Consider the following 26813-nt stretch of genomic DNA (forward strand, 5'->3'; position numbering starts at 1 on the left):
ACGGGAAAAATACGAGCGAAAAAAAACGCCAGCAATCGTTATGGTGGCGCCTGTGCGCCTATTGTTTGGGTCGGGTCGCCAAACCCGGTCGCTGATTTTGCAGCGATGTGGGCAGCCTAGCGTGGGGCAGGGCGATTCGCAACCTAGGATCTTGGCCAACAGGGCTTGTCAACTCATTACACCACGTAACGAATGAAGTTCCCGCCCCCACCTTTATCCCCTCCCGCCAACCCCATACATTCATCTCCAACGCCTCTCCCATCATTCCGACGGGAAGGTCACTGGAGTTGCCCTCATGCCTTTCGTAACCGTACGCATCACTCGCGATGGCGTTACCACTGAGCAGAAAGCTCAGGTGATTGCCGAGATCACTGAAACACTGGAACGCGTGCTCAACAAACGCCCTGACCTGACCCACATCGTTATCGAGGAAGTCGACACCGATAACTGGGGTTACGCCGGCATCACCACCACCCAGTACCGCAAGCAGCTGGCCGAGGCGGAAGGCCAATCATGACGCCCTCAGTCACCATCGATTTCATTTCCGATGTGGTGTGCTCCTGGTGCGCACTGGGGGCGACGGCGCTGGAGCAGGCGATCGAGAACGTGGCCGGGGAAGTATCGGTCGCGCTGACCTACAAGCCGTTCGAGCTGAACCCGAACATGCCGGCCGAAGGTGAGCAAGCGGTCGAGCACTTGATGCGCAAGTACGGGAGAACGGCCGACGACGTCGCCGCTGGCAAGGCCATGCAAATCGCTCGCGGCGAGGCCATCGGCTTCAAGTTCGATCTGGAGAAGCGCACGCACTCCTACAACACCTTCGATGCGCACCGTTTGTTGCTGTGGGCTTTGCAGGAAGGCCGGCAAGTCGAGTTGAAGAAGGTGCTGCTACAGGCCTACTTCAGCGAAGGCCAGAACCCGAGTGATCACTCGACGCTGGTGCGTCTGGCGACTGAAGCGGGGCTGGATGCGGCAGGTGCGAGAGAGATGCTGGCGTCCGACGCATTCGCCAACGAAGTGCGTGAGCTTGAAATCTATTACCGCCAGCACGGCATCAATTCGGTTCCGGCCATGGTGCTGAACGGTCGACACTTGGTGTCCGGTTCGCAATCGGTCGAGTACTACGAACAGATGTTGCGACAAATGGCGAACGCCTGATTACAGATTTCCTACCCCCATTCTTTATTGTCAGAGGTCTTCATCATGAGCATTTCGAAAAAAGTCATCGTAATCACCGGCGCATCCCAAGGTCTCGGCGACGGAATGGTCAAAGCCTTTCGTGAGCTCGGTTACCGGATCGTCGCCACTTCGCGCTCGATCAAACCCTCCACCGATCCGGACATCCACACCGTTGCCGGTGACATCGGCGAGCCGGAAACCGCCCAGCGTGTCATCCGTGAAGCGATGTCCCGCTTCGGTCGCATCGACACCCTGGTCAACAATGCAGGAATCTTCATCGCCAAGCCGTTCACTGCGTACACAGCTGAAGACTACGCCAATGTGTTGTCGGTGAACGTCAATGGCTTCTTCTACATCACCCAACTCGCCATCGCCGAGATGGAAAAGCAAGGCAGCGGCCACGTCGTCAATATCACCACCAGTCTGGTAGACCATGCCATCGGTGCTGGCTTCGCTGACCAAAGGCGGCCTCAACGCAGCAACCAAATCCCTGGCCATCGAATACGCCAAGCGCGAGATCCGGGTGAATGCGGTCAGCCCGGGCATCATCAAGACCCCGATGCACGGCGAAGAAATCCACGCAGCACTGGGCAATCTGCACCCGGTCGGGCACATGGGCGAGATCGATGATATTGCACAGGCTGTCGTATATCTGGACGGCACCAAGTTCGTTACTGGCGAAATCCTGCACGTAGACGGTGGTCAGAGCGCGGGTCACTGAAAGCGATTTTTCAAACCCCGGAAACAACAAAGCCCCTGCATTTCTGCAGGGGCTTTGTTTTGTATGGTGCCGGCACCAGGAATCGAACCCGGGACCTACTGATTACAAGTCAGTTGCTCTACCATCTGAGCTATACCGGCGTGTCAGGGCGACGATTATAGCGATTGGATAGGTTCTGTAAACCCCTGAATTTTGACTATTTTTGCGCGGGCTTCAGGTCAGGCGCGCAGTAGGGTTTTCTTGAGTTTCTGAATGGCTTGCCAGGTCCGGCTGTTTTGCATTGCGCGAAGCTGTGCTTCGGCCTGTTCGGCGCGTTGCAGGGCAGCGCTGAGTTGGTGTTCGGCGTCGCTGACTGGGTGGCTGAAATTGTGGCCTTTGCAGAACTGGAATTCGTCCAGGTTGCACGGTGGGATGTCGAACGCGGGTTTGAGGTCCAGGTGTTCTTCGGCGAGGTAGTAGGTATTGATGCCGTCGAACAGGATGGAGTGGTAGCCGGCGTCGGTGACGAGGGTTTCCCAGGCCTGGTCGCGGTTCCAAGGAGTTTCGATGAGAATTACCCAGGGCCGCCATTGGCTGAAGTCCATGCCACGCAAGACGGTTTCTTCATGGCCTTCGACATCGATTTTCAGGAAGTGGATATCGCGCCCATGGGCGTGTTCTTCGCAGATGGAAGTCAGGGTACGGGACTTGATCGTTTGGCTGCGCACGTCCATGCCGGCATCTTTGTGCAGTTTTGCCATGGCCGGGTCGAGCGTCGAGAGGCCGGTGCCGGCTATGCCATAGAAGGTCAACTCGTCAGCACTTTCCCCGGCCGCACATTGCAGATTGGTGTCTCGAACGCGTTGCTGACACAGGGCCTCGTAGTAGTTGGGCATCGGTTCGACGTTGATGCCGGTCCAGCCATGGTCATAGAACGCCTTGGTGACGGAGTCATGGAGGGGGTCGTTGGCCCCGACATCGATATAGAAGCCGTTCTCGACGGTTTTGAGCGCGCGCCACAGGCGGATGTCTTCGAAATTCTGTGCGTAAGAAATAAACGTCACTGTCGCGTCCTGTCGGAAGAATTTGCTTGTGGATGGCCGCGCTGCTGGCGCCCTTGCGTGGTTGTATAACAAGAGTCATGAAATGGCGCAAATAGCCCGTCTGGAGGTCCGGGTTTAGGCATTTATGTCCTTTTCATTGAACGCTTATGCACAATTCGGTTTGTACCGCACGGCCTACAGCCCTATTTTGTGGAACTGTTCTCAATTGATCGCAAATACCTGTTTTTTCGATTTTTTATTCAGGTGTACGAAAATTGAACAGATTGGTTCCATGGCTGAAACAGCCATGGATATTGGATCCACACGTATTTCATCAACAGAGTTATCCACAGGCTGGACGGTTTTAATCGCGTTCCGCCAAGAGCAGTAAATTACGCGGTGTGAGCGGGGTTTCGCAGAACGTGCCGAGGCGAACGCTGTAGCCCTGATCGGCGAGGAAAATTGCCCGGTCAAGCACCAGCCAAAGCTCCAGTGGGCGTCGGAAAAGTCCGCGTAACAGTTCAAGGTTGCGCACTTCAGTCAGGCGCTGCCAACCGGCAGCTTCAAGGGCTGGCCAATCTTGCGCGTCGAATGTGGATAACTCTTTGAGTGCGGCCAAATGATCGCAGTAATCGGCAAAGGATTTATCCAGCCAGGCGCTGGGCAGGGAAGGGGTTGGCAGGTATTCATCAATGCCGCGCAGTTGTCGTTGCAGCAAGTCGAAACCCAGGCGACGGGCCATGGACATGTCGCGTTGACGTCGTACGCGGGCGCCGGCGGTGACGGTTTCACTCAAGGGCAGGGCGAGGTCATCGAGCGACAGTTGTAGGCTGGAGCCTTTGGCGGCCGAGGAAATCGGCGAATATTCGGTGAGACTGATGCGGTTGTAGCAGCACGGTGCAACGGCGAGTTGTTTGCAACCTGTTGCGCTGGCGAGTTGAATCAGCCGCACATGCAAATCACCGCAGGCATGTAGCGCGACGGGCGTGTGATGCGGGCTTAATAAGGAAGCGGCATCTGTCGCCAGTACATCTTGTTTGATATGCAGTGCATGCAGATGATGACGTTGACTGAGAGCCTGGCCGCTGGTTACCAGTGCCGGATCGTATTCCAGGCAGGTCAGTTGCTGACTCGGTTGCAGCAGGCGACGCCCCAAGTGGCCCTTTCCCGAGCACCAGTCCAGCCAATGCTGTGGCGCTTGGGAAAACTGCAATCTGCTGGCAAAGGCCTCGATCTGTTGCCATTTGCGTCCCGGCACATCGACGTTCAAGCGATGGCTGGCCATCTCGAGCATGCGTGCGGGCAATTGATCCACAGCGCTCAAAACGACGGACATCCTTGCCAAGGAAGCAAAGGGCTCCGGTGCATGGAGCAGGGCAGGTTGGTTGTGAGCGTTTTCCGCGTCTTCCAGCGTTCGCCCGCGTAGCCAGCAGGCTAACTCTGGGTAGGACGCTTCCCAGGGAAGTTGCAGATGAGTGAACGGCCGGGGTTTCCACAGTGCCTGGTGCGTTGTCAGGAAAGTATCCAGCGCAGTGAAACGGGCGAGCAGGGCCTCGCCCGTCAACACGCCGTCCTCAACGCCCTTGGCAGGCATCGACGCGCAGCCAGCGCTCCAGCAACTTGAAGCCACGCACCAGCACGTAAGCCATCACCAGGTAGAACATGCCGGCGGCGAAGAAGATCTCCACCGGCAGGTAGGTCCGGGCGATGATGGTTCGGGCCATGCCGGTCAGTTCCAGCAGGGTCACGGTGCTGGCCAAGGCGCTGGCCTTGAGCATCAGGATCACTTCGTTGCTGTAGGCCGGCAGGCCGATGCGCGCGGCGCGCGGCAGCATGATGTAGAACAGCGCTTTTGGCCGGGACATGCCCAGTGCCCGCGCCGCTTCGATCTCGCCCGGCGGAATCGCCTGAATGGCGCCGCGCAGGATTTCTGCAATGTACGCAGCGGTGTGCAGGGTCATGGTCGCCGTGGCGCACCAGAACGGATCGCGCAGGTACGGCCACATCGCGCTGTTACGAATGGCGTCGAACTGTGCCAGGCCGTAGTAGACCAGAAACAGTTGCACCAGCAGCGGTGTGCCTCGGAAAAAGAAGATGTAGCCGTAGGGAAATGCCCGCACCCACCACAGGCGCGACGAGCGGGCGATGCCCAGTGGAATCGCCAGCAACAAACCGGCGACCACGGCGATGGCCACCAGCTCCAGGGTCAATGTTGCGCCCTGGGCCAGTTTCGGCAGCCACTTGATGATGACTTCCCAGTTCATTGGGTGCTCCTCGCGAAGCCGCGAGCGGCGCGTTTTTCCAAGACGTGCATGCCAGTCATCGCCAGCACTGTCAGGCCCAGGTACATGAACGCGGCGACCATGTAGAAGGTAAACGGCTGTTTGGAGACGGTCACGCCGATTTGCGCGTGACGCATGATTTCTTCCAGGCCGATCACTGACACCAGCGCGGTGTCCTTCATCAGGATCATGAACAGGTTGCCAAGGCCGGGCAGGGCGATGCGCCACATCTGCGGCATGATCAACTTGGTAAAGATGCGCCACTTCGACAGGCCCAGGGCCACACCGGCCTCACGATGGCCCTTGGGAATGGCGAGGATTGCACCGCGGAAGACTTCCGTGGCATAGGCGCCGAAGCACAGGCCGAGGGCAATCACGCCGGCGGCGAAAGCGTTGAGCTCAAGGTCGGGGTTGCCAAAGAACTCGCCCAGGGTACGCATCAGGTTGACCGTGCCGAAGTAGATCAACAGCACCCAGAGCAATTCCGGAATGCCGCGAACCAGGGTCGAATAAGTGCCGCCAAGCCATTGCAGCGGCTTGTACGGGGAAGTCTTGGCCAAGGCACCGAGCAGACCGAGCACCAGCCCCAGGCACAGGGCCGAGAGTGCCAGTTTCACAGTCATCAGCGCGCCAGCGGCGAGCGCCGGGCCGAATCCGTAGAGGTCGATATTCATGGATTTCTTTTCAAATCGCGGCAGGCAATGCCGAGAACCGGCGCCGCTAAAGCGTGGCGCCGGTCAGGCAGGTCAGGATCAATAGATGCTGAACGGGAAGTACTTGTCGTTGATTTTCTTGTAGGTGCCGTCAGCGACGATTTCTTTCAGGGCGGCGTTCAACTTCAGGCGGATCGGGTCGCCTTTACGTACAGCGATACCGATCTTGTCGCTTTCTTCCACCGGGTCGCCCTTGAACTCGTAGTCACGGCCGGCGTCGCTTTTCAGCCACTCGTAGTTGACGTACTTGTCGGCGAGGATGCCGTCCAGACGGCCGGACGTCAGGTCGAGGTAAGCGTTTTCCTGGGTATCGTAGAGTTTTGGCTCGATGCCGTACTCGTCTTGCAGGAAGGTGCCGGACAGGGTCGAGCGCTGTGCGCCGATCACTTTGCCTTGCAGGGAAGCCTTGTCGGTCTTGAAGTCGACGTCTTTCTTGGCGATGAACTGCAGTTTGTTGGAGTAGTACGGGTCGGTGAAGTCCACCGCGCCTTTGCGCTCGTCAGTGATCGACATCGAGGAGATCAGGAAGTCGAACTTCTTGGCGTTCAGGGCCGGGATGATGCCGTCCCAGTCGGAGGTCACGACGGTGCACTCGACTTTCATCTTGGCACACAGGGCGTCGCCGATTTCCTTGTCGAAGCCGACGACATTGCCACTGGCATCTTTGTTGTTGAACGGCGGGTACGCCGCTTCGATGCCCATCTTCAGGGTTTCGGCCATGGCACCGGCGCTGAACGCCAGGGTGACGGCGGCAGCCAGGAAGACCTTTTTGTAGTTCTGCATGCGGGAAGCTCCGTTAGCGGTTGCTGGACATGAATTGTTTGCAGCGCGCCGAAAGCGGGTTTTCAAACACCTGCTGTGGCGATCCTTGCTCTTCTACCAGGCCCTGGTGGAGGAACACCACTTCGCTGGAGACTTGACGGGCGAAGCCCATTTCGTGGGTCACGAGCAGCATGGTGCGACCTTCTTCGGCCAGTGCGCGGATGACATTAAGTACTTCCTGGACCATTTCCGGGTCAAGCGCCGAGGTCGGCTCGTCGAACAGGATCACCTTGGGCTGCATGGCCAGTGTGCGGGCGATGGCCGCGCGTTGTTGCTGGCCGCCGGACAATTGCGCCGGGTAGGCGTGGCGCTTGTCAGCGATGCCGACCTTGGCCAGCAGGGCTTCGGCGACTTCGATGGCCTCGGCCTTGCTCTGGCCGAGCACACGGCGCGGCGCCTCGATGATGTTGTCGAGCACGCTCATGTGCGGCCACAGGTTAAAGTTTTGAAACACAAAACCGATTTCGCTGCGCAGGCGATTGATTTGCTTGCCGTCGGCGGCAACCAGTTCGCCATTCTTTGCGGCCTTGAGCTTGAGTTCTTCGCCGGCGACGAGGATCTGACCTTGGTGCGGGTTTTCCAGCAGGTTGATGCAACGCAGGAACGTGGACTTGCCGGAGCCGGAGGAACCCAGGATCGAGATCACATCGCCGTCGCGGGCGGTCAGCGAGATGCCCTTGAGCACCTCCAGCGAACCGTAGCGTTTGTGCAAGTTGCGGATTTCAAGCGCGGGCGTGGCCTCAGCCATGTGCGTTCCTCATAGATGTTGCGCTCCTGCTGTTGGCGGCCTTCCTGGCGAGGCGGCCAACCTAGCATAGCGTTTCAATGGCAGCCAACAGCGCTACAGAAGGTAAACGGCTGGCGTGTGGCAGGTTGTCGCATCGGCGCAGCAGACTGTCGCCCCATCAACAACCGAACAGCCGTTTGAACCGTGCCTGTCGATGGAAAGCGCGGTGGCTGTCGCAAAAAAAGGCGCGATGTTGCCAGCTTTGACCGGGTGTTGGAAGCGCTATCCGGCCAAATGCAGTGGTTGTGCACTTTTAATGTGCGCAGGGCCATTTTCAGAGGTGTTTCCGGTGCGCTGATTTCGTCCCCCCAAGTGGGTCGCCGGGTAACGCTCTGGCAAAGTGCCATTAAATTCAAGGGGTTGCGATGACCGTCCGGTCGGGACGAGATCGCCGGGCTAGAAGGTTTTGAAATATTTTGGCGCAATTATTGCGTGCAGAATCCAGAACGCCCCGTTGGCTTCTTTTTACGAGAAGGATCGCCGAACGGGAATGCACGCATTCGCTTCTCCTTACAAAGGTGTTTTATGAGCAATACCCAAAGCTCTAGTGGCCTCGAACAGGGGCTCAAACCGCGCCATGTGACCATGCTGTCGATTGCCGGGGTTATCGGCGCCGGCCTGTTCGTGGGTTCGGGTCATGCCATCGCTGCGGCAGGTCCTGCTGTACTGCTGGCCTACGCTGCCGCCGGTATGCTGGTGGTTCTGGTCATGCGCATGCTTGGTGAAATGGCGGTCGCTTCGCCGGACACCGGTTCGTTCTCGACGTACGCCGACCGCGCGATCGGTCACTGGGCCGGCTTCACCATCGGCTGGCTCTACTGGTGGTTCTGGGTGCTGGTGATTCCGCTGGAGGCCAACGCCGCCGCAACCATCCTGCACGCCTGGTTCCCGAACATCGCGATCTGGGCGTTCACGTTGGTGATCACCCTGTTGCTGACCGTGACCAACCTGTTCAGCGTGAAGAACTACGGTGAGTTCGAATTCTGGTTCGCCCTGGTCAAGGTCCTGGCGATCATCGGTTTCATTGCGCTGGGCATCCTGGCGATCTTCGGTTTCCTGCCAACCAGCCAGGTCAGCGGTGTTTCCCACCTGTTCGACACTGAAGGCTTCCTGCCAAATGGCATGGGCGCGGTGCTGGGTGCGATCCTGACCACCATGTTCTCCTTCATGGGTACCGAGATCGTGACCATCGCGGCCGCCGAGTCGAAAGACCCGGGCAAGCAAATCACCAAGGCCACCAACTCGGTGATCTGGCGGATTGGTTTGTTCTACCTCGTGTCGATCTTCATCGTCGTGGCCCTGGTGCCATGGAACGACCCGGTCCTCGCCAGTGTTGGCTCGTACCAGACCGTGCTTGAGCGCATGGGCATCCCGAACGCCAAGATGATCGTCGACATCGTGGTACTGGTTGCCGTGACCAGCTGTCTGAACTCGGCGCTCTACACCTCCTCGCGCATGCTGTTCTCCCTGGGCAAACGCGGCGATGCGCCGGCCATGGCCACGCGCACCAACGCCAGCGGCACGCCTTACTGGGCGGTGATGTTGTCCACCGGCGCGGCATTCCTGGCCGTATTCGCCAACTACGTGGCCCCGGCTGCCGTGTTCGAGTTCCTGCTGGCCAGTTCGGGTGCTATCGCGCTGCTGGTGTACCTGGTGATCGCATTCTCGCAACTGCGCATGCGCAAGCAGCGCATGGCGCGCGGTGAGAAAATCGCCTTCAGCATGTGGCTGTTTCCGGGCCTGACTTACGCGGTGATCATCTTCATCATTGCCGCCCTGACCATCATGCTGTTCCAGGAGGCCCATCGTGTGGAGATCCTCGCGACTGGCCTGTTGAGCGTGCTGGTGGTGGCTGCCGGTCTGTTCGTGGCTCGCCGTCGCAAGCTGGAAAAGCGTGGCGCGGTGGTGTTGAACTGATCCGCATCGCGTAACGCAAAACGGCCGCTGTCAGTGATGACAAGCGGCCGTTTTTGTTTGTGCCTAAGGCTTACTCGGCTTTTTCTTCCGGCGCTTCCAGCGATTCGCGGTAGACGTCCAGCGCGGCGCCGAAATCGGCGATGAACTGCGGCTCGCTCAGCCATGCCTGGGCGGCTTCGCGGTCCATGCCATCGGCCCACATGCGGTAATCGATAAGCATGTCGGCGGCCAGGTGGGTGGCGGCCATGCCTTCGTCGTCGGCGTTTTCCATGTCCAGCAGTTCTGGATGGTCGACGATGATAAAGGCGAGGTCTGCCAGCAATACCGAGAGCATTTCGCTGCGGCTGGCAGCTTCGGCGTCACGCATTTTGCTGAACATCGCCAGGGTGTATTCCGGGATCGGTTCGGCGAGGTGGCCGAGGTCATCGTCCAGTGCGGCGGGTTTACGGCCGTGGATATTGATCTGCTTGGCTTTGGCTTTTGCGCGCTTGGCGCGTTTCTGTTGCTTGTTCAGGGAGGCCATGGGAACTCAGTTCGGTTTCTGTTGGGTTTGCGCGGCGATAGCGTCGGACGCTGCCACGTAGTCGGCCTGGAAGGCCGGTGATTCAATCCACGCCAGGGCGCCGGCCTCGTCGGTTTCGGTCGACCATTGGCGATACTCGATCAGCGCGGCCAGGATGAAGTCCATCGCGCCGTCTTCGCCTTCCTGTTCGTATACAAGCTCCAGCAGCGGGTCTTCGAGGAAGGCCGTGCACAGGGCTTGCTGGCTGATCTTTTCGGCATCGATCATCTTCTTGAACAGTTCGGTCAAGTCCACCGATTCGAAGTCGATGCGATCGTCGTTCGGGTCCAGCTCGACCGGCTCGGCGGCCCGCTGGGTGCGGTTCTGCTTGGCCTTGGCCTTGGCGCGAGAGGCGCGTTTTTGCTGCTTGTTGGCGGAGGCCATGGGTGTCGTTCCGAGTTCGTTGAAAGGGCAAAAGGCCTAGCAGCGTGGCACTCGCCGCCCGGGGGTGCCGGGGGCCAGTTCACCGTTTTGCAGCCAGGCCAGTGCAATGGGCCATAGTGTGGCTTGGTATGCGCTGCGAAAAAAGGCGAAATGTCCGACTTCTTCTTCGTCGATGTCTTCGGGGTGGATACGCCAGTGAGTATGGTTGCTGCCGGTGAAGTAGCCGAGCAGGCGTTCGATGGCCGGGATGGTGCCGTAGGGGTCGTCGCTGAGGCTGATGGCCAGGGTTTGCGCGGTGACCCTCGCAAAGGGTAGCTGCCCCGGTGTTTTGCCGATGGCACGAGCACTGGAGCGCTTTTCGTAGCGGGCCGTGGACAGGCTCCAGTCGCGGACTACGCCGGCGGGCGTGTCTTCCAGCCAGCCGAGACGTTTGCCTGGGAAATAGCCGCAGATCAGCGTCACCAGCGGCATGACCACATGCCACTTGCCGAACATGCGCCAGCGCTGGGCGGGCGCGTAGTCGCGCCAGTAGGCGAATTGCGCACCGACCGTCACCAGACGCCGGATCAGGTGCCCAGAGGTCCCCAGTCCCGCTGCGCAGCCGCCAAAGCTGTGGCCGACCACATCGATGGGCTGCCCAGGAAACTCGCGCTGTGCGCGCTTGAGCATCGCCTCGAAATCCAGCGCTCCCCAATCGGTCCACGACGCTTGCAGCCCCCTGATCGATGCCGGGCGCGACTCGCCGACGCCGCGGTAGTCATAGGTGATGACGTCGAAGCCGTGGTTAAACAGGTAATCGGCAAAGCGCGAGTAATGGCGGCACCGGACCGAGGTGGCGGCATTGATGATCACCACCGGGCGAGCGCAGTCCTCAGAGGCATGTCGCCAGGCGAAACCGCCGAGGATGAAACCGTCTGCAGCGGTTTCCTTGAACGGTTTGCCGGGGGAGGCAACCGACAACGGCAACTCAATGTGCGTGGGGGCCAGTGGAGGCGTGTCCTGCAAATCCATGGGTGTCAGACCTTTGCGGGGAGCTGCCAACGATAGTCTTGATGCCGTTGATGAACAATCCATTCGCCTCAACGCAATGGTTGATTGCCAACCGTGGGGCCGTCCGATGCAAGCCGAGGTCTGTAGAGCAGATGACGTAGTACGTTTCGTACTCAACCCAAGACCAAATCAATCTGAAACCCCTCACTCCGCCAGGAAATCCAATGAAGGTAACGATTGGGTTCTACAGAACCCGGGAGTCGCCATCATGAAATACCTCCATTCACTCCTGTTGCCTCTCACCGCCGTCGGCGTGTTGATGTTTCCAGCGATGTCACCCGCTGCGAGCCTGGAACCTATCGACAACTCGGGCGTGCAGGTGCAACGCCAAGAGCAAAACGGGATCACCTACCTGTCCGGCGGTGTGGGCGAGGATGAGTCCAAGGCCATTCAGCAGACTACCGGCTACAACCTGCACATGACATTTTCGGTCGGGACGGGAAATGAATACATCCCTGACGTGACCGTCGTCATTCAAAAAGCCCCGGGGCAGACTGTGCTGACGCTCAACGACGCCGGCCCGTTGGTTTACGTGAAACTGCCTGCCGGTAAGTACACCGTCATTGCGACGCGCAATGGCGAAACACGCAAGGACGTTGCCGATATTGGCAGCGGTGCGGCTCGTAATCTGGTTTTCCACTGGAATGATGCGAGTTAGCGAAGGGCTCTTAACTATGGATTGGAAACAAACCCTGAATCCTGCGATTCAGGGTTTTTTGTTTGCTGCCACGATCAAAGGGAGGCCCATGTCTGGAGAAGCGCAACGCGCACAGGGTTGGTTTCTACGCTCAGCAGCTTGATGGCCAAGGCGCAGCAAACCACGATCAACATGGGTTTGATCAACCGTGGTCCAACCCGGACAGCGGCCCGGGCACCCAATTGAGCGCCGACGAAGGCTGCCAAAGCCATGGCGATGGCTACCGGCCAGATAATCACACCTTTGGTGATAAAGACCGACAGCGAACCGAGATTGCATGAGGCGTTGGCAAGCTTGGTGAAACTCATGGCCCTCATCATGCCCAAGCCGCAGAGCAGTACCAATCCGACGATAAAGAAAGAGCCCACGCCGGGGCCAAATATGCCGTCGTAAAAGCCCAGAATCGGCGCCACGGTAAACGAAAAAAGCACGATGCCGATTCTCTTGCGTCGATCTTCATTGGCCAGCTTTGGAGAGAGCGCGAAATAGAGGGCAACCAGAATCAGCATGATCGGTACACAAACTTCCAGGTAACGCTTGTCGATGGAGCTGACCAGCAAGGCACCACTGGCACCGCCGATAAATCCGCAAATAACCAGGAAACGGCCTTCGCGCCACTCGATCAGTCCCTTTCGAGCAAAGGTGACCGTTGCCGAAACAGTGGCCGAAGCGGCCTGGAACTTGTTCGTGGCAATCGCGCTGATAGGGTCTACGCCAGCCAAAAACAGGGCAGGCAAGGTAATTAGCCCGCCACCCCCTGCTATTGCATCAAAAAAGCCCGCGCAAAATGCGACGAGCGCTAACAGGCTGATTACATCCCAAGACATCCCGATCCCTCTTTCACAGTTGTTGGCAAGTTCATAAGTCAGCCTTGCAGTTTCATTGGGTCTTCTGAAATGACGATGGGAGTCGAAAATTTCGACAGTCCAAATAGGCGGACAAGCACTCGTCTGTTGTCCTTGATGACGTCTCGGCCGTGTAGCGCCCGAACGTTATTGATGAGCATGGCTGACGCTTGCGTCAGTGTGTATTCGATCGGGGTGGCTTCGCGCACACCTTCGCAAAGGGCGGCATAGGCCTTTTTGATGGCATGTGAGGCATTGTCGTTGGCCGAAAATCGGTAGGAGTTGAAGCGGGCCGCGACGCCGACGTTTTCATCGAACTCCAGAATCGAAACATTGCGCCCAGCCCCACCTTTACCGCTGACGAAAGAATCGCTTCGGGTGAACTGAAAGCTTCCTGTAGTCAGCGCGAGGCAATGGGTTATACCGATTTTTTCCAGCACAGGTGGCAATGGAATGACGATGGTCGGTTCCAGGCTCGGGTTCCACAAGGCTGAAAGTATCAATGACGACGGGGAGGGGGAGTGTCCGTCTTTCGCGTTTATGGCGCACCAGTAGGGCGCCTCGGTGTGCGGGCCGAGCGCCAGGCCGGAGTGGGAGCTTAGTTCTTTCATTTTTGGCTCAACAGGGATTCTGGTCAGCCCTCCACCCTTGAAGTTGGCCACCAGTCGAATCAGTTTTCCTTCATTGTCCATGTCGTAGGCGAAGGCAATGTTGTCCACCAGTTGCAACAGGATCTGATTGCGAGCGGCCAGGTAGAGAACGTCGTATAGGGTTTCCAGGGATGCCTGGTCCGGTAATTCGTTTGGAGGGCTGGCGTCGGAGAACTTTTGCAGGCCTTCAAAGATCAGCAAGGAGACAAGCCCATCGGAATAGGTATCCAGCAGTTCGCATTGGTCTCTCGAAAACGAGAGTCTCAATTCGATGGCGGACAAAGCAGTTCTGGACTTCGCCCCCGGTACCTGCGGCCCACCGAAAGTGGCCAGTTCTTCGGTGAGGGTATGAAGCAACGCTGACTGCTGACAATCAAAACTGAACGTTCTGATTTCCTGCTCAGAAAAAAAATCATTGTTTTTGACGTCTGGTCGAACGGCACCGTTCATTGTCTAGATCCCTGTCGTGTCTCTGCTCCCGGTTATGCGGCAGCTCCTCCTTTGATTTTGCAAAAAAATGTTAACGGGCGTATGTCGTCCATTTCCTTGAATGCGCGCAGAGCGTTCTGACAGACCAAGCCGGGATGGCAGCGTCGAAAGGGTATTGGCTGGGAAATTGTCGCTACGAAGGCGACAGAATCAATGCCCCATCAAATCGCAGGCATAAAAAAACCCTGAATCTTGCGATTCAGGGTTTTCGGTATTTGGTGCCCAGAGACGGAATCGAACCGCCGACACGGGGATTTTCAATCCCCTGCTCTACCGACTGAGCTATCTGGGCAACGGGGCGCATTAAAAGGGTTTTTCGGATTTACGTCAACGACTTTTTTAAAATTTCTTAAATTAATTCCGTCGCTTACGGAATCCGGGGGTTATTCCGACGGCGGCACGTAGCCGTCAGCCTTGGCGTAATCCTCGCCGGAGAAGTACTTGTCCATTTCGCCCTGCAGATATTTGCGATCTTCGGCGTTCATCATGTTCAGGCGTTTTTCGTTGATCAGCAGGGTCTGGTGCTTCTGCCAGTCCGCCCAGGCCTTGGCCGAGACATGATCAAAAATGTCCTGGCCTTTGGCGCCCGGGAACGGGGGGCGTTCCAGGGCTGGCAATTCTTCTTTGTACTTGCGGCACATGATGGTGCGGGTCATGACGACTCTCCTGCGTTCAATACGGCGGCCGCGCGTTCGAGCAAGGTCTTGACCGGGGCGGCAAGGCCCAGGCGCGGCGGGGTGGCGAGGTTATACCAGAGCCAGTCGGCCTCGGCCACGTGATGGCCGCTCTCCTGGACATGGACCAGCCAGGGTTCGATGGACAACTGAAAATGGCTGAAGGTGTGCACCAGGCTCGGCAGCGCCTGTTGTGTGCCCAGGGCCAGCGAGTGCTGGTTTGCCAGGTGTGGCAGGTCGTCGAGGTCGTCGAGCTCCGGCAAGCTCCACAATCCGCCCCACAGGCCCGTCGACGGACGACGGTAAAGCAGGATCGCGCCTTCGGCGTTGGCGAGCATCGGCATCAAGGTACGCTTTTGCGGGATGGCCTTGCGCGGCTTGGGAATCGGGTAGCGGGTTTCCAGGCCAAGCCTGTGCGCCTCGCAACTCTTTTCCAGCGGGCACAGCAGGCAGCTCGGTTTGCTGCGGGTGCAGAGCGTGGCGCCGAGGTCCATCATCGCCTGGGTGTAGGCGTTAACCCGGTCGTGCGGCGTAAAGCGCTCAGCGTTGGCCCACAGCTGCTTGGCCACCTTCGGCTCGCCGGGGTAGCCCTCTTGCGCGGTAAAGCGCGCCAGCACGCGTTTGACGTTGCCGTCGAGGATCGGCGCGCGCAGGCCCATGCTGATGCTCGCGATGGCGCCGGCCGTGGACAAACCGATGCCCGGCAGGTCAGTGAGCTTTTCCACGTCCCGGGGGAACTCGCTACCGTACTGCTCGACGACGATCCTCGCGGTCTTCTGTAAGTTGCGTGCGCGGGTGTAGTAACCCAGGCCGGTCCACAGGTGCAGCACTTCGTCTTCTGGTGCCGCGGCCAGGGCTTCGACCGTCGGCAACGAAGCCATGAAACGGTCGAAGTAGTTCAGCACAGTGCTGACCTGGGTCTGCTGCAACATGATTTCCGAGACCCACACCCGATACGGGTTGATGTCCTGTTGCCATGGCAAATCGTGACGGCCATGGCGGTCGAACCAGTCCAGCACCGCCGTTGAAAACTGCTCGGCTCTCATCGCTTGAACAGCCCCTTGAGCGCGTCCTTGAGTTGCGGGGTGACCTTGTCACCCAGCTTCTCGTCGATTTTTTCGCTGATCCTGTCGCCCGCCAGTTTGGCCGCGACCTGGCCCATGCGTTCGTTGTCCACACGGCAAGCCTTGGCGCCCAGTTCCAGCGGGCCGCGGCAGCGCAGTGGCCATTCGATGCCGACGAACTTGTCGCCGACCTGGCACGCCGGGTCCGGCATGGCGCTGGTATCGCCTTCGACGATGATGCCGACGCGGTAGTCCATGCCCAGCACGCGCAGATCGACGTCGCCGTCACCGTTGACGGTCATGCCTGGGATGCGCACTTTCAGGTCCGGGTTGCTGGCCACGCCGTTACGCAAGGTCAGGTTGCCCTTGAGTTCCTGGAACGGTGTGTCTTTGCCCCGTGGCTCGCCGTTGAGGGTTTTGCGGTTGAGCGTGGCGATGCCTTTGCACAGTTGTTGCTCAAGGTTGGCGTTGAGCAGCACGCCGTTGTTGATGACGAAGCTGGCGTTTCCGTTCAGGGTTTCGATCAGCGCTTTCTGGCTGTTGCCGTTGCCGGTCAGGGTGCTGTTGAGCGTGACCAGGCCTTTGACCGGTGGATTCTTGCCCTGGCTTTCGAGGATTTTTTCCACCGGCACGCGGCTGATCCGGGTCTGCAGGTTCAGCGCAGGCGTCTGCTGGCGTACGTCGAGGGTGCCCATGGCTTCGAAGTTGCCGTCGTACAGGTCGCCACGCAGGCTGGCCAGCGTCAGCAGGCCGCCCTGGCCGGTGGCCTTGAGCGCGGCATTGCCGATCGGCAACTTTTCCAGGGTCAGTTGACCGAAGGTCAGGTCGGCGTCCACATCGAGTTTGCTCAGGCGTTCCACCGGCAGCAGGCGGTCGATGCTCCACGCGCCCTTGGTCGGTGCAGGTGGCAGCGGCGAACTGCCCGCGCCAGCCATGGCATCGGCTTCGGTGCTGGCGACTTCGGCCTGGCGAACCTGCGTGGTGCTATTGGCCTCGGTCGATTTCGGCGGCAGGTAACGGTCGACGTTGAACGTGTCGGCCTTGAGCACGGCGCGCAGCGATTGCTTGGCAAAGTCTTCGACGGCGATGCGCCCGCTGAAGGTGCTGTCGTCGACTTTCAGGTTGAGGTTGTCCAGTGCCAGGGTGGTCGGCGTCGCTGCCAGTCGGCTGACCAACTCGACTTTACTCAGGCTGCCTTCGGCCATGGCCGGGAGTTTCTGGCCGATGCTGTCGACGAACTTCGCCAGGTCGAACTGGGCAATCGAGATGCCGCCGCTGACCTGTGGGGTCTTGTCGAGGTCATTGACCTTAAGCTCACCCAATGCCCGCAGTTGGTTGGCAGAGATCTTGATGCCGGTCCACTCGGCGACATTGGCCGCTTTGTCCAGCACCAGTTGACCCTGGGCGGAGAAGGTCATGGTCTTGCCTTGTAGCGGGTCGCCGGTCACTTCACCGGACAAGCGCATGTCTTCGAACTGATAGCGTTGCAGTGCACGGGCAATGCGCAACTCGCCCTTGAGTTCGGTGCGCACGCGCAACGCCGGCTGGTTGGCGGACAGGAAAGCCGTCAACTTGACCGGAATGTTGACGGAGTCGTGCACCGCACCGGTGCTCAATTGAATGCTTTCGGCGCTGAAGCTCTTGCCGGTTTGCTCGTCGTTGTATTCGACCCGTGCGTTGTTCACAGTCAGGCTGTCGATGTCCAGGCGGATCGGCTGAGGCGGTTTTTCCGGTGCAGTGCCGGTTTGCGGGGCGGGCGCGCTGGCGGTCGCCGGGGTGCCGGTTGCGCTTGCGTCTGGCGACGGTGGCAGCTTGCCGATGTCTTCCCAGTTGCCGTGGCCGTCCTTGTCGCGGGTCAGGCGCAGGTTCAGGCCTTCGACGCGTACGTCGCTCATCTGCACTTCACGGCGCAGCAGCGGCAGTACGCGCACCGACAGGCCGAGCATCTGCAGGTCGGCATACGGCTCGTTTGGCTTGACCATGGTCGCGATGCTGGCGTCGTGCAACTCCAGGCCCAGCCACGGGAACAGGCTCCAGCCGATATCGCCATTGAGCGTCAGCTCGATGTGGGCCTTGTCGCGGGCAATCTGGCGAATCTCGTCTTTGTAATCGTTGGGATCGAAGAGGTGGGTCAGGGCAAAGCCCAGCGCCACAATGATCAGCAACAGCCCGAGAAGTACCAGACCCAGGATTTTGCCGAACGCTTTCATGGGCGAGTCCTTGTAGTTAGTCGATTTTGAAATTTAGCCGGGGAGTATAGCGCTCCAGAACGGACGACCGGTCAGCGATCACGCAGACGTACAATCCAGCGGCAGGTTCAGCTTGGCCGCCAGTGCCTGCGCCTCCAAGTGCCCGGCCGGCGCCAGCAAGCGCAGCGGCAGGCCTGATTGCGTGGCAAGTTTCAGGGCTTCGGCCACCAGGCGCTCGGCAACACCCCGGCGACGGGTAATCTTTCGCACGCATAGTTGGGACAAGTGCCAGGCGTCCTGGTGCCTTTGCAGGCGAGCGGCGCCCAGCAGGCGGTCGTTGAAGCGACCGGCGATCAGCGAGCCGTCGCGCAGGCACTGGTCAATCAACTGCGCGTCCCCGCAAAACGGTGCGAACAGCCAGTCGGGGGCATCCGCGTAAATTTTTTGCAGGTCCTGCCGATCCTGGGCAGTGGCTTGGTGCAGCGGCTCGACAATGATCGGCATGGTGATTCCTGTGCGTGATCTCACAAAGGAGATCAGATGACGTACAAAAGGTGATGTCAGTTTGGTTTTTCTGTCACCTGCTGATGGTAACCTTTGCCCGTTCGTCCGTCCTTCTGCGACCTGTTGTCGCACAAACAAGGCGCTCCACCGAAAAAAAAACGGTCATGCCTGCGTGCATAAAGGCCGGGAGCGGACTGTGGCTGGCGAACCCTACTAATAATTGGGGGATACACAATGACCACGAGCATCACGGCGGACGGCCTCAGCGCCGGCCAGCCTGCGTTCCTGTCCAAGGAACGGATCATCGCCAAGCCCGGTTTCAACCGTTGGCTGGTGCCACCGGCCGCGCTGGCCATCCACTTGTGCATCGGCATGGCCTACGGCTTTTCGGTGTTCTGGTTGCCGCTGTCCAAGGCGCTGGGCATCACCGCGCCAGTGGCCTGCGCGCCAGACATGAGTTTTATCGCACAAGTTTTTTCGTCCCAGTGTGACTGGCCGATCTCGATGCTCGGCTGGATCTACACGCTGTTCTTCATCTTCCTCGGCTGCTCGGCCGCCATCTGGGGTGGCTGGCTGGAACATGCCGGGCCACGCAAGGCCGGCGTTGTCTCGGCTCTGTGCTGGTGCGGCGGCCTGCTGATTTCGGCGCTGGGGGTGTACACCCACCAGATCTGGCTGATGTGGATCGGCTCCGGGGTCATTGGCGGAATCGGCCTGGGCCTTGGCTACATCTCGCCGGTCTCGACCCTGATCAAGTGGTTCCCGGACAAGCGCGGCATGGCCACTGGCATGGCAATCATGGGCTTTGGCGGTGGTGCGATGGTCGGCGCTCCGCTGGCGGCGGCGCTGATGGGGCATTTCGCCTCGCCAACCAGTGTTGGCGTGTGGCAGAGCTTTTTGGTGATGGCCGCGATCTACTTCGTGTTCATGATCGGTGGCGCATTGTCCTACCGCGTTCCGCCGACTGGCTGGAAGCCTGAAGGCTGGACCGCACCGGTGAAAAAAACCTCGAACGCGATGATCACCCACCGTCACGTCCACGTGAATGTGGCGTGGAAAACACCGCAATTTCGCCTGGTGTGGCTGGTGCTGTGCCTGAACGTTTCGGCCGGTATCGGCATCCTCGGCATGGCATCGCCGCTGTTGCAGGAAGTGTTCGGTGGCAAGTTGCTGGGCAATGACCTGGCGTTCGGTCAACTCGACGCCTCGCAACTGGCCTCGATTGCTGCCATCGCGGCCGGTTTCACCGGTCTGCTCAGCTTGTTCAACATCGGTGGGCGCTTCTTCTGGGCGTCGTTCTCCGATTACCTGGGCCGCAAAAACACTTATTTCGTGTTTTTTGCCTTGGGCTTTGCGCTGTACGGATTGATCCCGAACCTCGGTCACTTGGGCAGCGTTGCGCTGTTCGTGTCGGCGTTCTGCATCATCCTGTCGATGTACGGCGGTGGTTTCGCGACCGTTCCTGCGTACCTGGCGGACCTGTTCGGCACGCAAATGGTCGGTGCGATTCACGGACGTCTGCTGACGGCGTGGGCGGCGGCGGGCGTGTTGGGCCCGGTGCTGGTGAACTACCTGCGCGAGTATCAACTGAGCATCGGCGTCGAGCGCGCAGCCGCGTACGACATTACCTTGTACATCCTCGCCGGCCTGCTGGTGCTGGGGTTCCTGTGCAACCTGCTGGTGCGTCCGGTGGCGGACAAGTACTTCATGACCGAAGCCGAACTGGCTGCCGAGCAGGCGCTGGGCCATGACAAAGGCGCCGACAGTAATACCGTGCTGGAGTGGAAAGCCGCACCGGGCACCAAGCTGCTGGCGATTGCAGCGTGGCTGGTGGTGGGCATTCCGCTGGCGTGGGGTGTGTGGGTGACCCTGCAGAAAACGGCAGTGTTGTTCCACTAACCCCCCCTGTAGGAGCCGGCTTGCCGGCGAATGCTGCAACGCGGTGTGCCAGGCACGCCGAGTTCGCTGGCAAGCCAGCTCCTACAAAAGGTCAAAAGCCGTGCATTCGCAATGAATGCCGGCTTGTATGGACATGTCTATCGCCGGCACCCCCGAATTCACTCCGTCAGCGATATCACCTCTCGTGTTTCTGTTTGGCGCCCGCACGCCTATAATGGCTGCCTTTTTCGCCCAATGATTTTGCGGAGCTGGTGATGGCCGAACGTAAGGCGTCTGTCGAGCGCGACACTCTGGAAACCCAGATCAAAGCCTCGATCAACCTCGATGGCACCGGAAAGGCCCGATTCGATATCGGTGTTCCTTTTCTTGAGCACATGCTGGACCAGATCGCCCGTCACGGGCTGATCGACCTGGATATTGTCAGCAAGGGCGACTTGCATATCGATGACCACCACACCGTGGAAGACGTCGGTATCACCCTCGGCCAGGCGTTTGCCAAAGCCATCGGTGACAAGAAAGGCATCCGTCGCTACGGCCACGCCTACGTGCCGCTCGACGAAGCGCTGTCGCGCGTGGTGATCGATTTCTCCGGTCGCCCAGGCCTGCAAATGCACGTGCCGTACACCCGCGCTACCGTGGGCGGCTTCGACGTTGACCTGTTCCAGGAATTCTTCCAGGGCTTCGTCAACCATGCCCTGGTCAGCCTGCACATCGACAACCTGCGTGGCACCAACACCCACCACCAGATCGAAACCGTGTTCAAGGCTTTCGGCCGCGCCCTGCGCATGGCCGTCGAGCTCGATGACCGCATGGCCGGGCAAATGCCTTCGACCAAGGGCGTCCTGTAATGCAGACAGTCGCGGTTATCGATTACGGTATGGGCAACCTGCACTCGGTGGCCAAGGCCCTCGAGCACGTGGGTGCCGGCAAGGTGCTGATCACCAGCGATGCCAACGTGATTCGCGAAGCCGACCGCGTGGTTTTCCCCGGCGTCGGCGCGATTCGCGATTGCATGGCGGAGATCCGTCGCCTCGGTTTCGATTCGCTGGTGCATGAAGTCAGCCAGGACCGTCCGTTCCTCGGCATCTGTGTCGGCATGCAAGCCTTGCTCGACACCAGCGAAGAGAACGACGGCGTCGACTGCATCGGCCTGTTCCCGGGTGCGGTGAAGTTCTTCGGCAAAGACCTGCATGAAGACGGCGAGCACCTGAAAGTCCCGCACATGGGCTGGAACCAGGTCAAGCAGAAGGTCAGCCACCCGCTGTGGCACGACATTCCGGACATGGCGCGTTTCTACTTCGTGCACAGCTACTACATCGCTGCCGCCAATGCGCGCCAAGTGGTGGGCGGCGGTCACTACGGTGTCGATTTCGCCGCGGCGCTGGCCGAAGGCTCGCGTTTCGCCGTGCAGTTCCACCCGGAGAAAAGCCATACCCATGGCCTGCAGTTGTTGCAGAACTTCGCTGCGTGGGACGGTCGCTGGTAAATGGCAGTCAAGAAAAAGCCGCCGATCCTGACCCTCACTCCCGAGCAGGAGAACGAGGCCAATCACAAGATCAAGCGTTTCATGGAAGACCGCTTCGAACTCGACCTCGGTTCGTTCGAGGCGGCAGAAATTCTTGAGCTGTTTACCCGTGAAATTGCTCCGCACTATTACAACAGAGCGATTTTCGATGTGCAGGCGCACCTCAAAGAGAGGTTCGAAAGCATCGAAAGCGACCTGTGGGCGCTCGAGAAAAACTGATTTCCGAGCCAAGCTGAACATTCAAATTTGAAGGTTTGCCAGATGCTGATTATTCCCGCTATCGATCTTAAAGACGGTGCCTGTGTTCGTCTGCGCCAGGGCCGCATGGAAGATTCCACAGTGTTCTCCGATGACCCGGTGAGCATGGCTGCCAAGTGGGTGGAGGGCGGTTGCCGTCGTCTGCATCTGGTCGACCTGAACGGTGCGTTCGAAGGTCAGCCGGTCAACGGCGAAGTGGTCACTGCCATCGCCAAGCGCTACCCGAACCTGCCGATCCAGATCGGCGGCGGTATCCGCTCCCTGGAAACCATCGAGCATTACGTGAAAGCGGGCGTGAGCTACGTAATCATCGGCACCAAGGCTGTGAAAGACCCGGCCTTCGTCGCCGAAGCCTGCCGCGCGTTCCCGGGCAAAATCATCGTCGGCCTGGATGCCAAGGATGGTTTTGTCGCCACTGATGGCTGGGCTGAAATCAGCACCATCCAGGTGATCGACCTGGCCAAGCAGTTTGAAGCCGACGGCGTGTCTTCGATCGTTTATACCGACATCGCCAAAGACGGCATGATGCAGGGCTGCAACGTACCGTTCACCGCCGCGCTGGCTGCTGCTACCAAGATCCCGGTTATCGCTTCCGGCGGCATCCACAACCTGGGTGACATCAAGACCCTGCTCGACGCCAAGGCACCGGGCATCATCGGCGCAATCACCGGCCGGGCGATCTACGAAGGCACCCTCGACGTCGCCGAAGCGCAAGCTTTCTGCGATTCGTACAAAGGCTGAGGACTGACCATGGCGCTGGCCAAACGCATCATCCCTTGCCTGGACGTGGACAACGGCCGGGTGGTCAAGGGTGTGAAATTCGAAAACATCCGCGACGCCGGTGACCCGGTTGAAATTGCCCGTCGCTACGACGAGCAGGGCGCCGACGAGATTACCTTTCTCGACATCACCGCCAGCGTCGACGGCCGCGACACGACGCTGCACACCGTCGAACGCATGGCCAGCCAGGTATTCATCCCGCTGACCGTGGGCGGTGGCGTGCGTACCGTGCAGGACATACGCAACCTGCTCAATGCCGGTGCAGACAAGGTATCGATCAACACCGCCGCGGTGTTCAACCCGGAATTCGTTGGTGAGGCCGCGCAGCATTTCGGCTCGCAATGCATCGTGGTGGCCATCGATGCGAAGAAAGTGTCTGGCCCGGGCGAAACCCCGCGCTGGGAGATCTTCACCCATGGCGGGCGCAAGCCAACCGGTCTCGACGCCGTCGAGTGGGCGAAGAAAATGGAAGGCCTGGGCGCTGGCGAAATCCTCCTGACCAGCATGGACCAGGACGGCATGAAAAACGGCTTCGACCTGGGCGTCACCCGCGCCATCAGCGACGCGCTGGGCATTCCAGTGATCGCTTCCGGAGGTGTCGGCAACCTGCAACACCTGGCCGACGGCATCCTTGAAGGCCACGCCAGCGCGGTGTTGGCGGCGAGTATTTTCCACTTCGGCGAATACACGGTGCAGGAAGCCAAGGCTTATATGGCCCATCGCGGCATCGTGATGCGCTGAACAAACCAGTGCAGGCCAGTGGACATCATGGCGTGCCCAAGGCACTCTTGGGTACGCCATGGATTTCGGTAGCCAGACATGCTTAGACGCCTTCTTCTCGTTCTCGCCAGTGCTTCCCTGTTGCTCAGCAATGGGGCACACGCCGCCGACAACCCCGATACCGACCTGGTGTTGCTGACGGAGAACTTCCCGCCGTACAACATGGCGAAAAATGGCAAGAACTTCGCTCAGGACGAGAACATCAACGGCATCGCCGTGGACATCGTCCGCGAGATGTTCAAGCGCGCCAACATCACCTACAGCCTGACGCTGCGTTTCCCCTGGGAGCGAATCTACAAGCTCACCCTGGAAAAGCCCGGTTACGGTGTGTTTGTCATGGCGCGGCTGCCGGACCGCGAAAAGCTGTTCAAGTGGGTCGGCCCTATCGGCCCGGATGACTGGATCATGCTGGCCAAGGCTGACAGCAAGATCACCCTGCAAACCCTGGACGACGCGCGCAAGTTCAAGATCGGCGCCTACAAAGGCGATGCGATTGCCGAGACGCTGGCCAAGCAGGGCCTCAATCCAATCGTCGTGCTGCGCGATCAGGACAATGCAAAAAAACTGGTCAACGGCCAGATCGACCTGTGGGCCACCGGTGATCCGGCCGGGCGCTACCTGGCACGGCAGGAAGGCGTCAACGGCTTGAAAACCGTGTTGCGCTTCAACAGTGCCGAGCTGTACCTGGCATTGAACAAGGAAGTGCCGGACGAGATCGTCGCCAAGCTCCAGGCCGCGCTCGATCAACTGCGCAAGGAAGGCCACGTGGACGAGATCATGGCGCGATATCTCTAACGCCATCCCGTGTTGTAAACGCTGACTGTAGGCGCTGGCTTGCCAGCGAAGGCGGCCTTACAGACAGTGCAATTTTCGAAAAAGCTTCGCCGGCAAACCGGCTCCTACAAGGGCCGGCAGCAAACTAGCGGTACACCCCATCCTTGCCATGTGCCGCCGTCGCCCGATTGCCGCGCACGCTGATCATCTGCTTGATATCAATCCACTCGATACCCTGGGACTTGAGCTTGGGCAATTCGCGTTCCAGCACCGCTAGCGTCTGTGGATACGGATGCCCGATCATCACCGCCGACCCCTGCTTGTGTGCCAGGCTGATGGCCGTCTGTAGCTGGGTGAAAATTGCCGCTTCGGTACGCTCGTCATCCAGGAACACATCTCGCGAAACACTCGCCAGGCCGATTTTCTGCGCTTGGGCGGCGGCCACGGTCTGGGCACTGGTGCGGCTGTCGACGAAGAATTTGTGTCGCTGCTGCAATTCCGCCATCAGCCAGGCCATGGCGACCGGTTGTGCGGTCATGCGACTGCCCATGTGGTTGTTGATGCCGCTGGTGTAAGGGACCATTTTGAACGCGGCGTTCAGGCGCTTTTCGAGTTCTTCGATGGGCAGTTCGGGATGCCAGGCAAACGGCCCGGTGGCCGGGTCCATGGGCATGTGCAGGATGACAATCTTGCCCGCGCGATGGGCCTCGCGGGCGAATTCGGTGGCATTGGGTGTGTCGGGCATGATTGCCGTGGTCACCGGGCCTGGCAGGGCCAGCACGCGGCGATCCCGTGGCAGGTTTTGCCCCAGGTCATCGATGATCAGCGTCAGGTAGGCTTTTTGCGCAGTGGGCGAGGCGGGGGTTGCGTGAACAACACCCGCCAGGCAGCACAGCAGACCCATCAGTAACCGCAGAAACATCTCAGCGTCCGGACGTGATGCTCAGCCCTTTGAGCAGGCTCAGCGCCTGGGCCAGTTGGTAGTCATCGTCCTGTGGCATTGGCTTGGCCTTGCCGCTGGAGCCGGTCGGTTTGTCGACGCCACCGTTGCCGTTGCCGAGGTGGCCTTGCAGGTCGGCTTCCTTGAAGTACTCGCTGTCCTGCTCGCTGGTGATCTTGGCCTTGCGCACTTCGATGTCCGGCACGATGCCCTGGGCCTGGATCGAGCGGCCGTTCGGCGTGAAGTACAACGCCGTGGTGATCTTCAAGGCGCGATCGTTATTCAGCGGCAACACGGTTTGTACCGAGCCCTTGCCGAAGCTGGTGGTACCCATCAGCACGGCGCGTTTCTGGTCCTGCAAGGCGCCGGCGACGATTTCCGAGGCCGAGGCGCTGCCGCCGTTGATCAGCACGACCATTGGCACGGCTTCGCTTTCGTCCTTGCCGGTGGCCGAGAAGCGCAGTTCGGAGTTGGCGATGCGGCCCTTGGTGTAAACGATCAGGCCCTTGGTGATGAAGTGGTCGACCACTTCCACTGCGGCCTGCAACACGCCGCCCGGGTTGTTGCGCAGGTCGAGAATGATGCCCTTGAGCTTCTTGCCGTTGTCCTTGCGCAGCTTGGCCAAGGCCTTGGAGACCTCTTCGCCGGTCTTGACCTGGAACTGGGTGATGCGGATGTAGCCGTAGCCAGACTCGAGCAACTGGCTCTTCACGCTCTTCACCTGGATGACGGCGCGGGCCAGGGTCACGTCGAATGGCGTACCGCCATCGCGAACCAGGGTCAGGGTGATTTTCTGGCCGATCTTGCCGCGCATCTTGTCGACGGCTTCGGTCATGGTCTGGCCGCGGGTCGGCTGGCCGTTGATCTTGACGATGAAGTCGCCGGCCTGGATGCCAGCCTTGGAGGCCGGGGTGTCATCGATGGGCGACACCACCTTGATGAAGCCGTCTTCGGCGCCGACTTCGATGCCCAGGCCGCCGAACTCACCGCTGGTGCTTTCCTGCAACTCGGCGAAATCTTCGGGGCCCAGGTAGGCCGAATGCGGGTCAAGGTTGCTGAGCATGCCCTTGATGGCGTTTTCCAGCAGGGTCTTGTCGTCCACAGGTTCGACATAGGCGGCCTTGATCCGGTCCATCACCTCGGCAAAAGTGCGCAATTCCTCCAGCGGCAGTGGCGCCTTGGTGGTCGCAGCAGTGCCCGCAGGCGCAACCGCCGGGGCTGGTTGAGCGGCAAACGCCAGAGGCGCGCCGATCACCAGAGCGATCGTCAGGGCCAGCGAGGTAAGGCGGGACAAATGCAGCATGTC

General features: G+C 59.7%; 28 protein-coding genes, 2 tRNA genes and 1 pseudogene. 12 read left to right on the forward strand and 19 right to left on the reverse strand.

What is annotated here, in order from left to right; all coding sequences use genetic code 11:
- Positions 1–295: 295 nt before the first annotated feature.
- From J1D76_RS12350 to J1D76_RS12360, 3 genes and pseudogenes are all read left to right on the forward strand, one after another.
- Positions 296–517: a tautomerase family protein gene (locus tag J1D76_RS12350; RefSeq protein ID WP_008046542.1), complete on the forward strand. Its 222-nt coding sequence runs from the start codon at positions 296–298 to the stop codon at positions 515–517.
- Positions 514–1158: a DsbA family oxidoreductase gene (locus J1D76_RS12355; protein ID WP_421138589.1), complete on the forward strand. Its 645-nt coding sequence runs from the start codon at positions 514–516 to the stop codon at positions 1156–1158. The genes J1D76_RS12350 and J1D76_RS12355 overlap by 4 nt, the downstream gene beginning before the upstream one ends.
- A 45-nt stretch (positions 1159–1203) precedes the next feature.
- Positions 1204–1900, forward strand: a pseudogene (locus J1D76_RS12360) (SDR family NAD(P)-dependent oxidoreductase).
- Positions 1901–1964: 64 nt separating this feature from the next.
- Here the strand turns inward: J1D76_RS12360 and J1D76_RS12365 are convergent.
- The 7 genes from J1D76_RS12365 to J1D76_RS12395 form a co-directional block, all read right to left on the reverse strand.
- A tRNA-Thr gene (locus tag J1D76_RS12365) sits at positions 1965–2040 on the reverse strand.
- 78 nt (positions 2041–2118) lie between these two features.
- The gene (locus tag J1D76_RS12370; protein ID WP_421138590.1) at positions 2119–2943 is read right to left on the reverse strand and encodes an FkbM family methyltransferase; all 825 of its coding nucleotides are present in this window, start codon (positions 2941–2943) and stop codon (positions 2119–2121) included.
- 343 nt (positions 2944–3286) lie between these two features.
- The gene (locus J1D76_RS12375; RefSeq protein WP_421138591.1) at positions 3287–4516 is read right to left on the reverse strand and encodes a methyltransferase; all 1230 of its coding nucleotides are present in this window, start codon (positions 4514–4516) and stop codon (positions 3287–3289) included.
- Positions 4497–5186 carry an ABC transporter permease gene (locus J1D76_RS12380; RefSeq protein ID WP_421138592.1) on the reverse strand — a complete coding sequence of 230 codons (690 nt, stop codon included), beginning with the start codon at positions 5184–5186 and terminating at the stop codon, positions 4497–4499. Before J1D76_RS12380 ends, J1D76_RS12375 begins: the two co-directional genes overlap by 20 nt.
- Positions 5183–5878: an ABC transporter permease gene (locus J1D76_RS12385; protein WP_421138593.1), complete on the reverse strand. Its 696-nt coding sequence runs from the start codon at positions 5876–5878 to the stop codon at positions 5183–5185. Before J1D76_RS12385 ends, J1D76_RS12380 begins: the two co-directional genes overlap by 4 nt.
- A gap of 78 nt (positions 5879–5956) precedes the next feature.
- Positions 5957–6700, reverse strand: coding sequence for an ABC transporter substrate-binding protein (locus tag J1D76_RS12390; RefSeq protein WP_421138594.1), 744 nt, complete (start codon positions 6698–6700; stop codon positions 5957–5959).
- A gap of 13 nt (positions 6701–6713) precedes the next feature.
- Positions 6714–7487, reverse strand: coding sequence for an ABC transporter ATP-binding protein (locus J1D76_RS12395; RefSeq protein WP_007972784.1), 774 nt, complete (start codon positions 7485–7487; stop codon positions 6714–6716).
- A gap of 564 nt (positions 7488–8051) precedes the next feature.
- On the opposite strand from J1D76_RS12395, the gene gabP reads away from it, so the two are divergent.
- Entirely contained in the window at positions 8052–9443 is a 1392-nt protein-coding gene (gene gabP / locus J1D76_RS12400) for a GABA permease (protein WP_421138595.1), read from the forward strand.
- A gap of 70 nt (positions 9444–9513) precedes the next feature.
- Here gabP and J1D76_RS12405 read toward each other — a convergent pair whose 3' ends face one another.
- The 3 genes from J1D76_RS12405 to J1D76_RS12415 are packed head-to-tail and all read right to left on the reverse strand — an operon-like array spanning position 9514 to position 11400.
- Positions 9514–9966: a hypothetical protein gene (locus J1D76_RS12405; protein ID WP_421138596.1), complete on the reverse strand. Its 453-nt coding sequence runs from the start codon at positions 9964–9966 to the stop codon at positions 9514–9516.
- Positions 9967–9972: 6 nt separating this feature from the next.
- A complete protein-coding gene (locus J1D76_RS12410; RefSeq protein ID WP_421138597.1) occupies positions 9973–10389 on the reverse strand; it encodes a hypothetical protein in 417 nt (138 codons plus the stop codon).
- Positions 10390–10425: 36 nt separating this feature from the next.
- Positions 10426–11400 carry an alpha/beta fold hydrolase gene (locus J1D76_RS12415; RefSeq protein WP_421138598.1) on the reverse strand — a complete coding sequence of 325 codons (975 nt, stop codon included), beginning with the start codon at positions 11398–11400 and terminating at the stop codon, positions 10426–10428.
- Between the two features lie 247 nt (positions 11401–11647).
- On the opposite strand from J1D76_RS12415, the gene J1D76_RS12420 reads away from it, so the two are divergent.
- Complete coding sequence (locus J1D76_RS12420) at positions 11648–12097, forward strand: carboxypeptidase regulatory-like domain-containing protein (protein ID WP_421138599.1); 450 nt, start codon at positions 11648–11650, stop codon at positions 12095–12097.
- 74 nt (positions 12098–12171) lie between these two features.
- Here the strand turns inward: J1D76_RS12420 and J1D76_RS12425 are convergent, their stop codons facing one another.
- The 7 genes from J1D76_RS12425 to panM all read right to left on the reverse strand — a co-directional run bounded on the left by J1D76_RS12425 (position 12172) and on the right by panM (position 18551).
- A complete protein-coding gene (locus J1D76_RS12425) occupies positions 12172–12963 on the reverse strand; it encodes a TSUP family transporter (protein WP_421138600.1) in 792 nt (263 codons plus the stop codon).
- 38 nt (positions 12964–13001) lie between these two features.
- Entirely contained in the window at positions 13002–14081 is a 1080-nt protein-coding gene (locus tag J1D76_RS12430) for a hypothetical protein (RefSeq protein WP_421138601.1), read from the reverse strand.
- A gap of 255 nt (positions 14082–14336) precedes the next feature.
- A tRNA-Phe gene (locus J1D76_RS12435) sits at positions 14337–14412 on the reverse strand.
- 91 nt (positions 14413–14503) lie between these two features.
- Positions 14504–14776, reverse strand: coding sequence for an oxidative damage protection protein (locus J1D76_RS12440; RefSeq protein ID WP_421138602.1), 273 nt, complete (start codon positions 14774–14776; stop codon positions 14504–14506).
- Positions 14773–15840, reverse strand: coding sequence for an A/G-specific adenine glycosylase (mutY, locus tag J1D76_RS12445; protein ID WP_421138603.1), 1068 nt, complete (start codon positions 15838–15840; stop codon positions 14773–14775). Before mutY ends, J1D76_RS12440 begins: the two co-directional genes overlap by 4 nt.
- Positions 15837–18068: an AsmA family protein gene (locus tag J1D76_RS12450; RefSeq protein ID WP_421138604.1), complete on the reverse strand. Its 2232-nt coding sequence runs from the start codon at positions 18066–18068 to the stop codon at positions 15837–15839. Before J1D76_RS12450 ends, mutY begins: the two co-directional genes overlap by 4 nt.
- A 78-nt stretch (positions 18069–18146) precedes the next feature.
- Positions 18147–18551 (reverse strand): aspartate 1-decarboxylase autocleavage activator PanM, encoded by a 405-nt coding sequence (gene panM, locus J1D76_RS12455; protein ID WP_421138605.1) that lies wholly within the window; start codon positions 18549–18551, stop codon positions 18147–18149.
- A gap of 234 nt (positions 18552–18785) precedes the next feature.
- On the opposite strand from panM, the gene J1D76_RS12460 reads away from it, so the two are divergent.
- The 7 genes from J1D76_RS12460 to J1D76_RS12490 all read left to right on the forward strand — a co-directional run bounded on the left by J1D76_RS12460 (position 18786) and on the right by J1D76_RS12490 (position 24588).
- A complete protein-coding gene (locus J1D76_RS12460; RefSeq protein WP_421138606.1) occupies positions 18786–20450 on the forward strand; it encodes an OFA family MFS transporter in 1665 nt (554 codons plus the stop codon).
- A 254-nt stretch (positions 20451–20704) separates the two neighbouring features.
- On the forward strand, positions 20705–21298 hold the full coding sequence (gene hisB, locus J1D76_RS12465) for an imidazoleglycerol-phosphate dehydratase HisB (protein WP_003218037.1): 594 nt from the start codon (positions 20705–20707) through the stop codon (positions 21296–21298).
- Entirely contained in the window at positions 21298–21936 is a 639-nt protein-coding gene (gene hisH / locus J1D76_RS12470) for an imidazole glycerol phosphate synthase subunit HisH (RefSeq protein WP_421138607.1), read from the forward strand. The genes hisB and hisH overlap by 1 nt, the downstream gene beginning before the upstream one ends.
- Positions 21937–22194, forward strand: a complete 258-nt coding sequence (locus J1D76_RS12475) for a DUF2164 domain-containing protein (RefSeq protein ID WP_150702700.1) — start codon at positions 21937–21939, stop codon at positions 22192–22194.
- Positions 22195–22236: 42 nt separating this feature from the next.
- A complete protein-coding gene (gene hisA / locus J1D76_RS12480; RefSeq protein WP_027617356.1) occupies positions 22237–22974 on the forward strand; it encodes a 1-(5-phosphoribosyl)-5-[(5-phosphoribosylamino)methylideneamino]imidazole-4-carboxamide isomerase in 738 nt (245 codons plus the stop codon).
- Between the two features lie 9 nt (positions 22975–22983).
- On the forward strand, positions 22984–23754 hold the full coding sequence (gene hisF / locus J1D76_RS12485) for an imidazole glycerol phosphate synthase subunit HisF (protein WP_007897430.1): 771 nt from the start codon (positions 22984–22986) through the stop codon (positions 23752–23754).
- A 78-nt stretch (positions 23755–23832) separates the two neighbouring features.
- On the forward strand, positions 23833–24588 hold the full coding sequence (locus J1D76_RS12490; protein WP_421138608.1) for a substrate-binding periplasmic protein: 756 nt from the start codon (positions 23833–23835) through the stop codon (positions 24586–24588).
- A 124-nt stretch (positions 24589–24712) separates the two neighbouring features.
- Here J1D76_RS12490 and J1D76_RS12495 read toward each other — a convergent pair whose 3' ends face one another.
- Positions 24713–25489, reverse strand: a complete 777-nt coding sequence (locus J1D76_RS12495) for a divergent polysaccharide deacetylase family protein (RefSeq protein WP_421138609.1) — start codon at positions 25487–25489, stop codon at positions 24713–24715.
- Between the two features lies 1 nt (position 25490).
- A complete protein-coding gene (locus tag J1D76_RS12500; protein ID WP_421138610.1) occupies positions 25491–26810 on the reverse strand; it encodes a S41 family peptidase in 1320 nt (439 codons plus the stop codon).
- Between the last annotated feature and the right edge of the window lie 3 nt (positions 26811–26813).

The organism is Pseudomonas sp. NFX15, from assembly GCF_049132105.1.
Lineage (GTDB): Bacteria > Pseudomonadota > Gammaproteobacteria > Pseudomonadales > Pseudomonadaceae > Aquipseudomonas.

Excerpts from the sequence above, each read along its gene's own strand:
- J1D76_RS12500 (WP_421138610.1), bottom strand. The coding sequence starts at position 26,810 with ATGCTGCATTTGTCCCGCCTTACCTCGCTGGCCCTGACGATCGCTCTG.
- J1D76_RS12460 (WP_421138606.1), top strand. The coding sequence starts at position 18,786 with ATGACCACGAGCATCACGGCGGACGGCCTCAGCGCCGGCCAGCCTGCG.
- J1D76_RS12350 (WP_008046542.1), top strand. The coding sequence starts at position 296 with ATGCCTTTCGTAACCGTACGCATCACTCGCGATGGCGTTACCACTGAG.
- J1D76_RS12420 (WP_421138599.1), top strand. The coding sequence starts at position 11,648 with ATGAAATACCTCCATTCACTCCTGTTGCCTCTCACCGCCGTCGGCGTG.
- mutY (WP_421138603.1), bottom strand. The coding sequence starts at position 15,840 with ATGAGAGCCGAGCAGTTTTCAACGGCGGTGCTGGACTGGTTCGACCGC.
- hisH (WP_421138607.1), top strand. The coding sequence starts at position 21,298 with ATGCAGACAGTCGCGGTTATCGATTACGGTATGGGCAACCTGCACTCG.
- J1D76_RS12405 (WP_421138596.1), bottom strand. The coding sequence starts at position 9,966 with ATGGCCTCCCTGAACAAGCAACAGAAACGCGCCAAGCGCGCAAAAGCC.
- J1D76_RS12375 (WP_421138591.1), bottom strand. The coding sequence starts at position 4,516 with ATGCCTGCCAAGGGCGTTGAGGACGGCGTGTTGACGGGCGAGGCCCTG.
- J1D76_RS12410 (WP_421138597.1), bottom strand. The coding sequence starts at position 10,389 with ATGGCCTCCGCCAACAAGCAGCAAAAACGCGCCTCTCGCGCCAAGGCC.
- J1D76_RS12355 (WP_421138589.1), top strand. The coding sequence starts at position 514 with ATGACGCCCTCAGTCACCATCGATTTCATTTCCGATGTGGTGTGCTCC.
- panM (WP_421138605.1), bottom strand. The coding sequence starts at position 18,551 with ATGCCGATCATTGTCGAGCCGCTGCACCAAGCCACTGCCCAGGATCGG.
- J1D76_RS12385 (WP_421138593.1), bottom strand. The coding sequence starts at position 5,878 with ATGAATATCGACCTCTACGGATTCGGCCCGGCGCTCGCCGCTGGCGCG.
- J1D76_RS12440 (WP_421138602.1), bottom strand. The coding sequence starts at position 14,776 with ATGACCCGCACCATCATGTGCCGCAAGTACAAAGAAGAATTGCCAGCC.
- J1D76_RS12490 (WP_421138608.1), top strand. The coding sequence starts at position 23,833 with ATGCTTAGACGCCTTCTTCTCGTTCTCGCCAGTGCTTCCCTGTTGCTC.
- J1D76_RS12390 (WP_421138594.1), bottom strand. The coding sequence starts at position 6,700 with ATGCAGAACTACAAAAAGGTCTTCCTGGCTGCCGCCGTCACCCTGGCG.
- J1D76_RS12395 (WP_007972784.1), bottom strand. The coding sequence starts at position 7,487 with ATGGCTGAGGCCACGCCCGCGCTTGAAATCCGCAACTTGCACAAACGC.
- J1D76_RS12380 (WP_421138592.1), bottom strand. The coding sequence starts at position 5,186 with ATGAACTGGGAAGTCATCATCAAGTGGCTGCCGAAACTGGCCCAGGGC.
- J1D76_RS12425 (WP_421138600.1), bottom strand. The coding sequence starts at position 12,963 with ATGTCTTGGGATGTAATCAGCCTGTTAGCGCTCGTCGCATTTTGCGCG.
- J1D76_RS12450 (WP_421138604.1), bottom strand. The coding sequence starts at position 18,068 with ATGAAAGCGTTCGGCAAAATCCTGGGTCTGGTACTTCTCGGGCTGTTG.
- hisB (WP_003218037.1), top strand. The coding sequence starts at position 20,705 with ATGGCCGAACGTAAGGCGTCTGTCGAGCGCGACACTCTGGAAACCCAG.
- gabP (WP_421138595.1), top strand. The coding sequence starts at position 8,052 with ATGAGCAATACCCAAAGCTCTAGTGGCCTCGAACAGGGGCTCAAACCG.
- hisA (WP_027617356.1), top strand. The coding sequence starts at position 22,237 with ATGCTGATTATTCCCGCTATCGATCTTAAAGACGGTGCCTGTGTTCGT.
- J1D76_RS12475 (WP_150702700.1), top strand. The coding sequence starts at position 21,937 with ATGGCAGTCAAGAAAAAGCCGCCGATCCTGACCCTCACTCCCGAGCAG.
- J1D76_RS12495 (WP_421138609.1), bottom strand. The coding sequence starts at position 25,489 with ATGTTTCTGCGGTTACTGATGGGTCTGCTGTGCTGCCTGGCGGGTGTT.
- hisF (WP_007897430.1), top strand. The coding sequence starts at position 22,984 with ATGGCGCTGGCCAAACGCATCATCCCTTGCCTGGACGTGGACAACGGC.
- J1D76_RS12415 (WP_421138598.1), bottom strand. The coding sequence starts at position 11,400 with ATGGATTTGCAGGACACGCCTCCACTGGCCCCCACGCACATTGAGTTG.
- J1D76_RS12430 (WP_421138601.1), bottom strand. The coding sequence starts at position 14,081 with ATGAACGGTGCCGTTCGACCAGACGTCAAAAACAATGATTTTTTTTCT.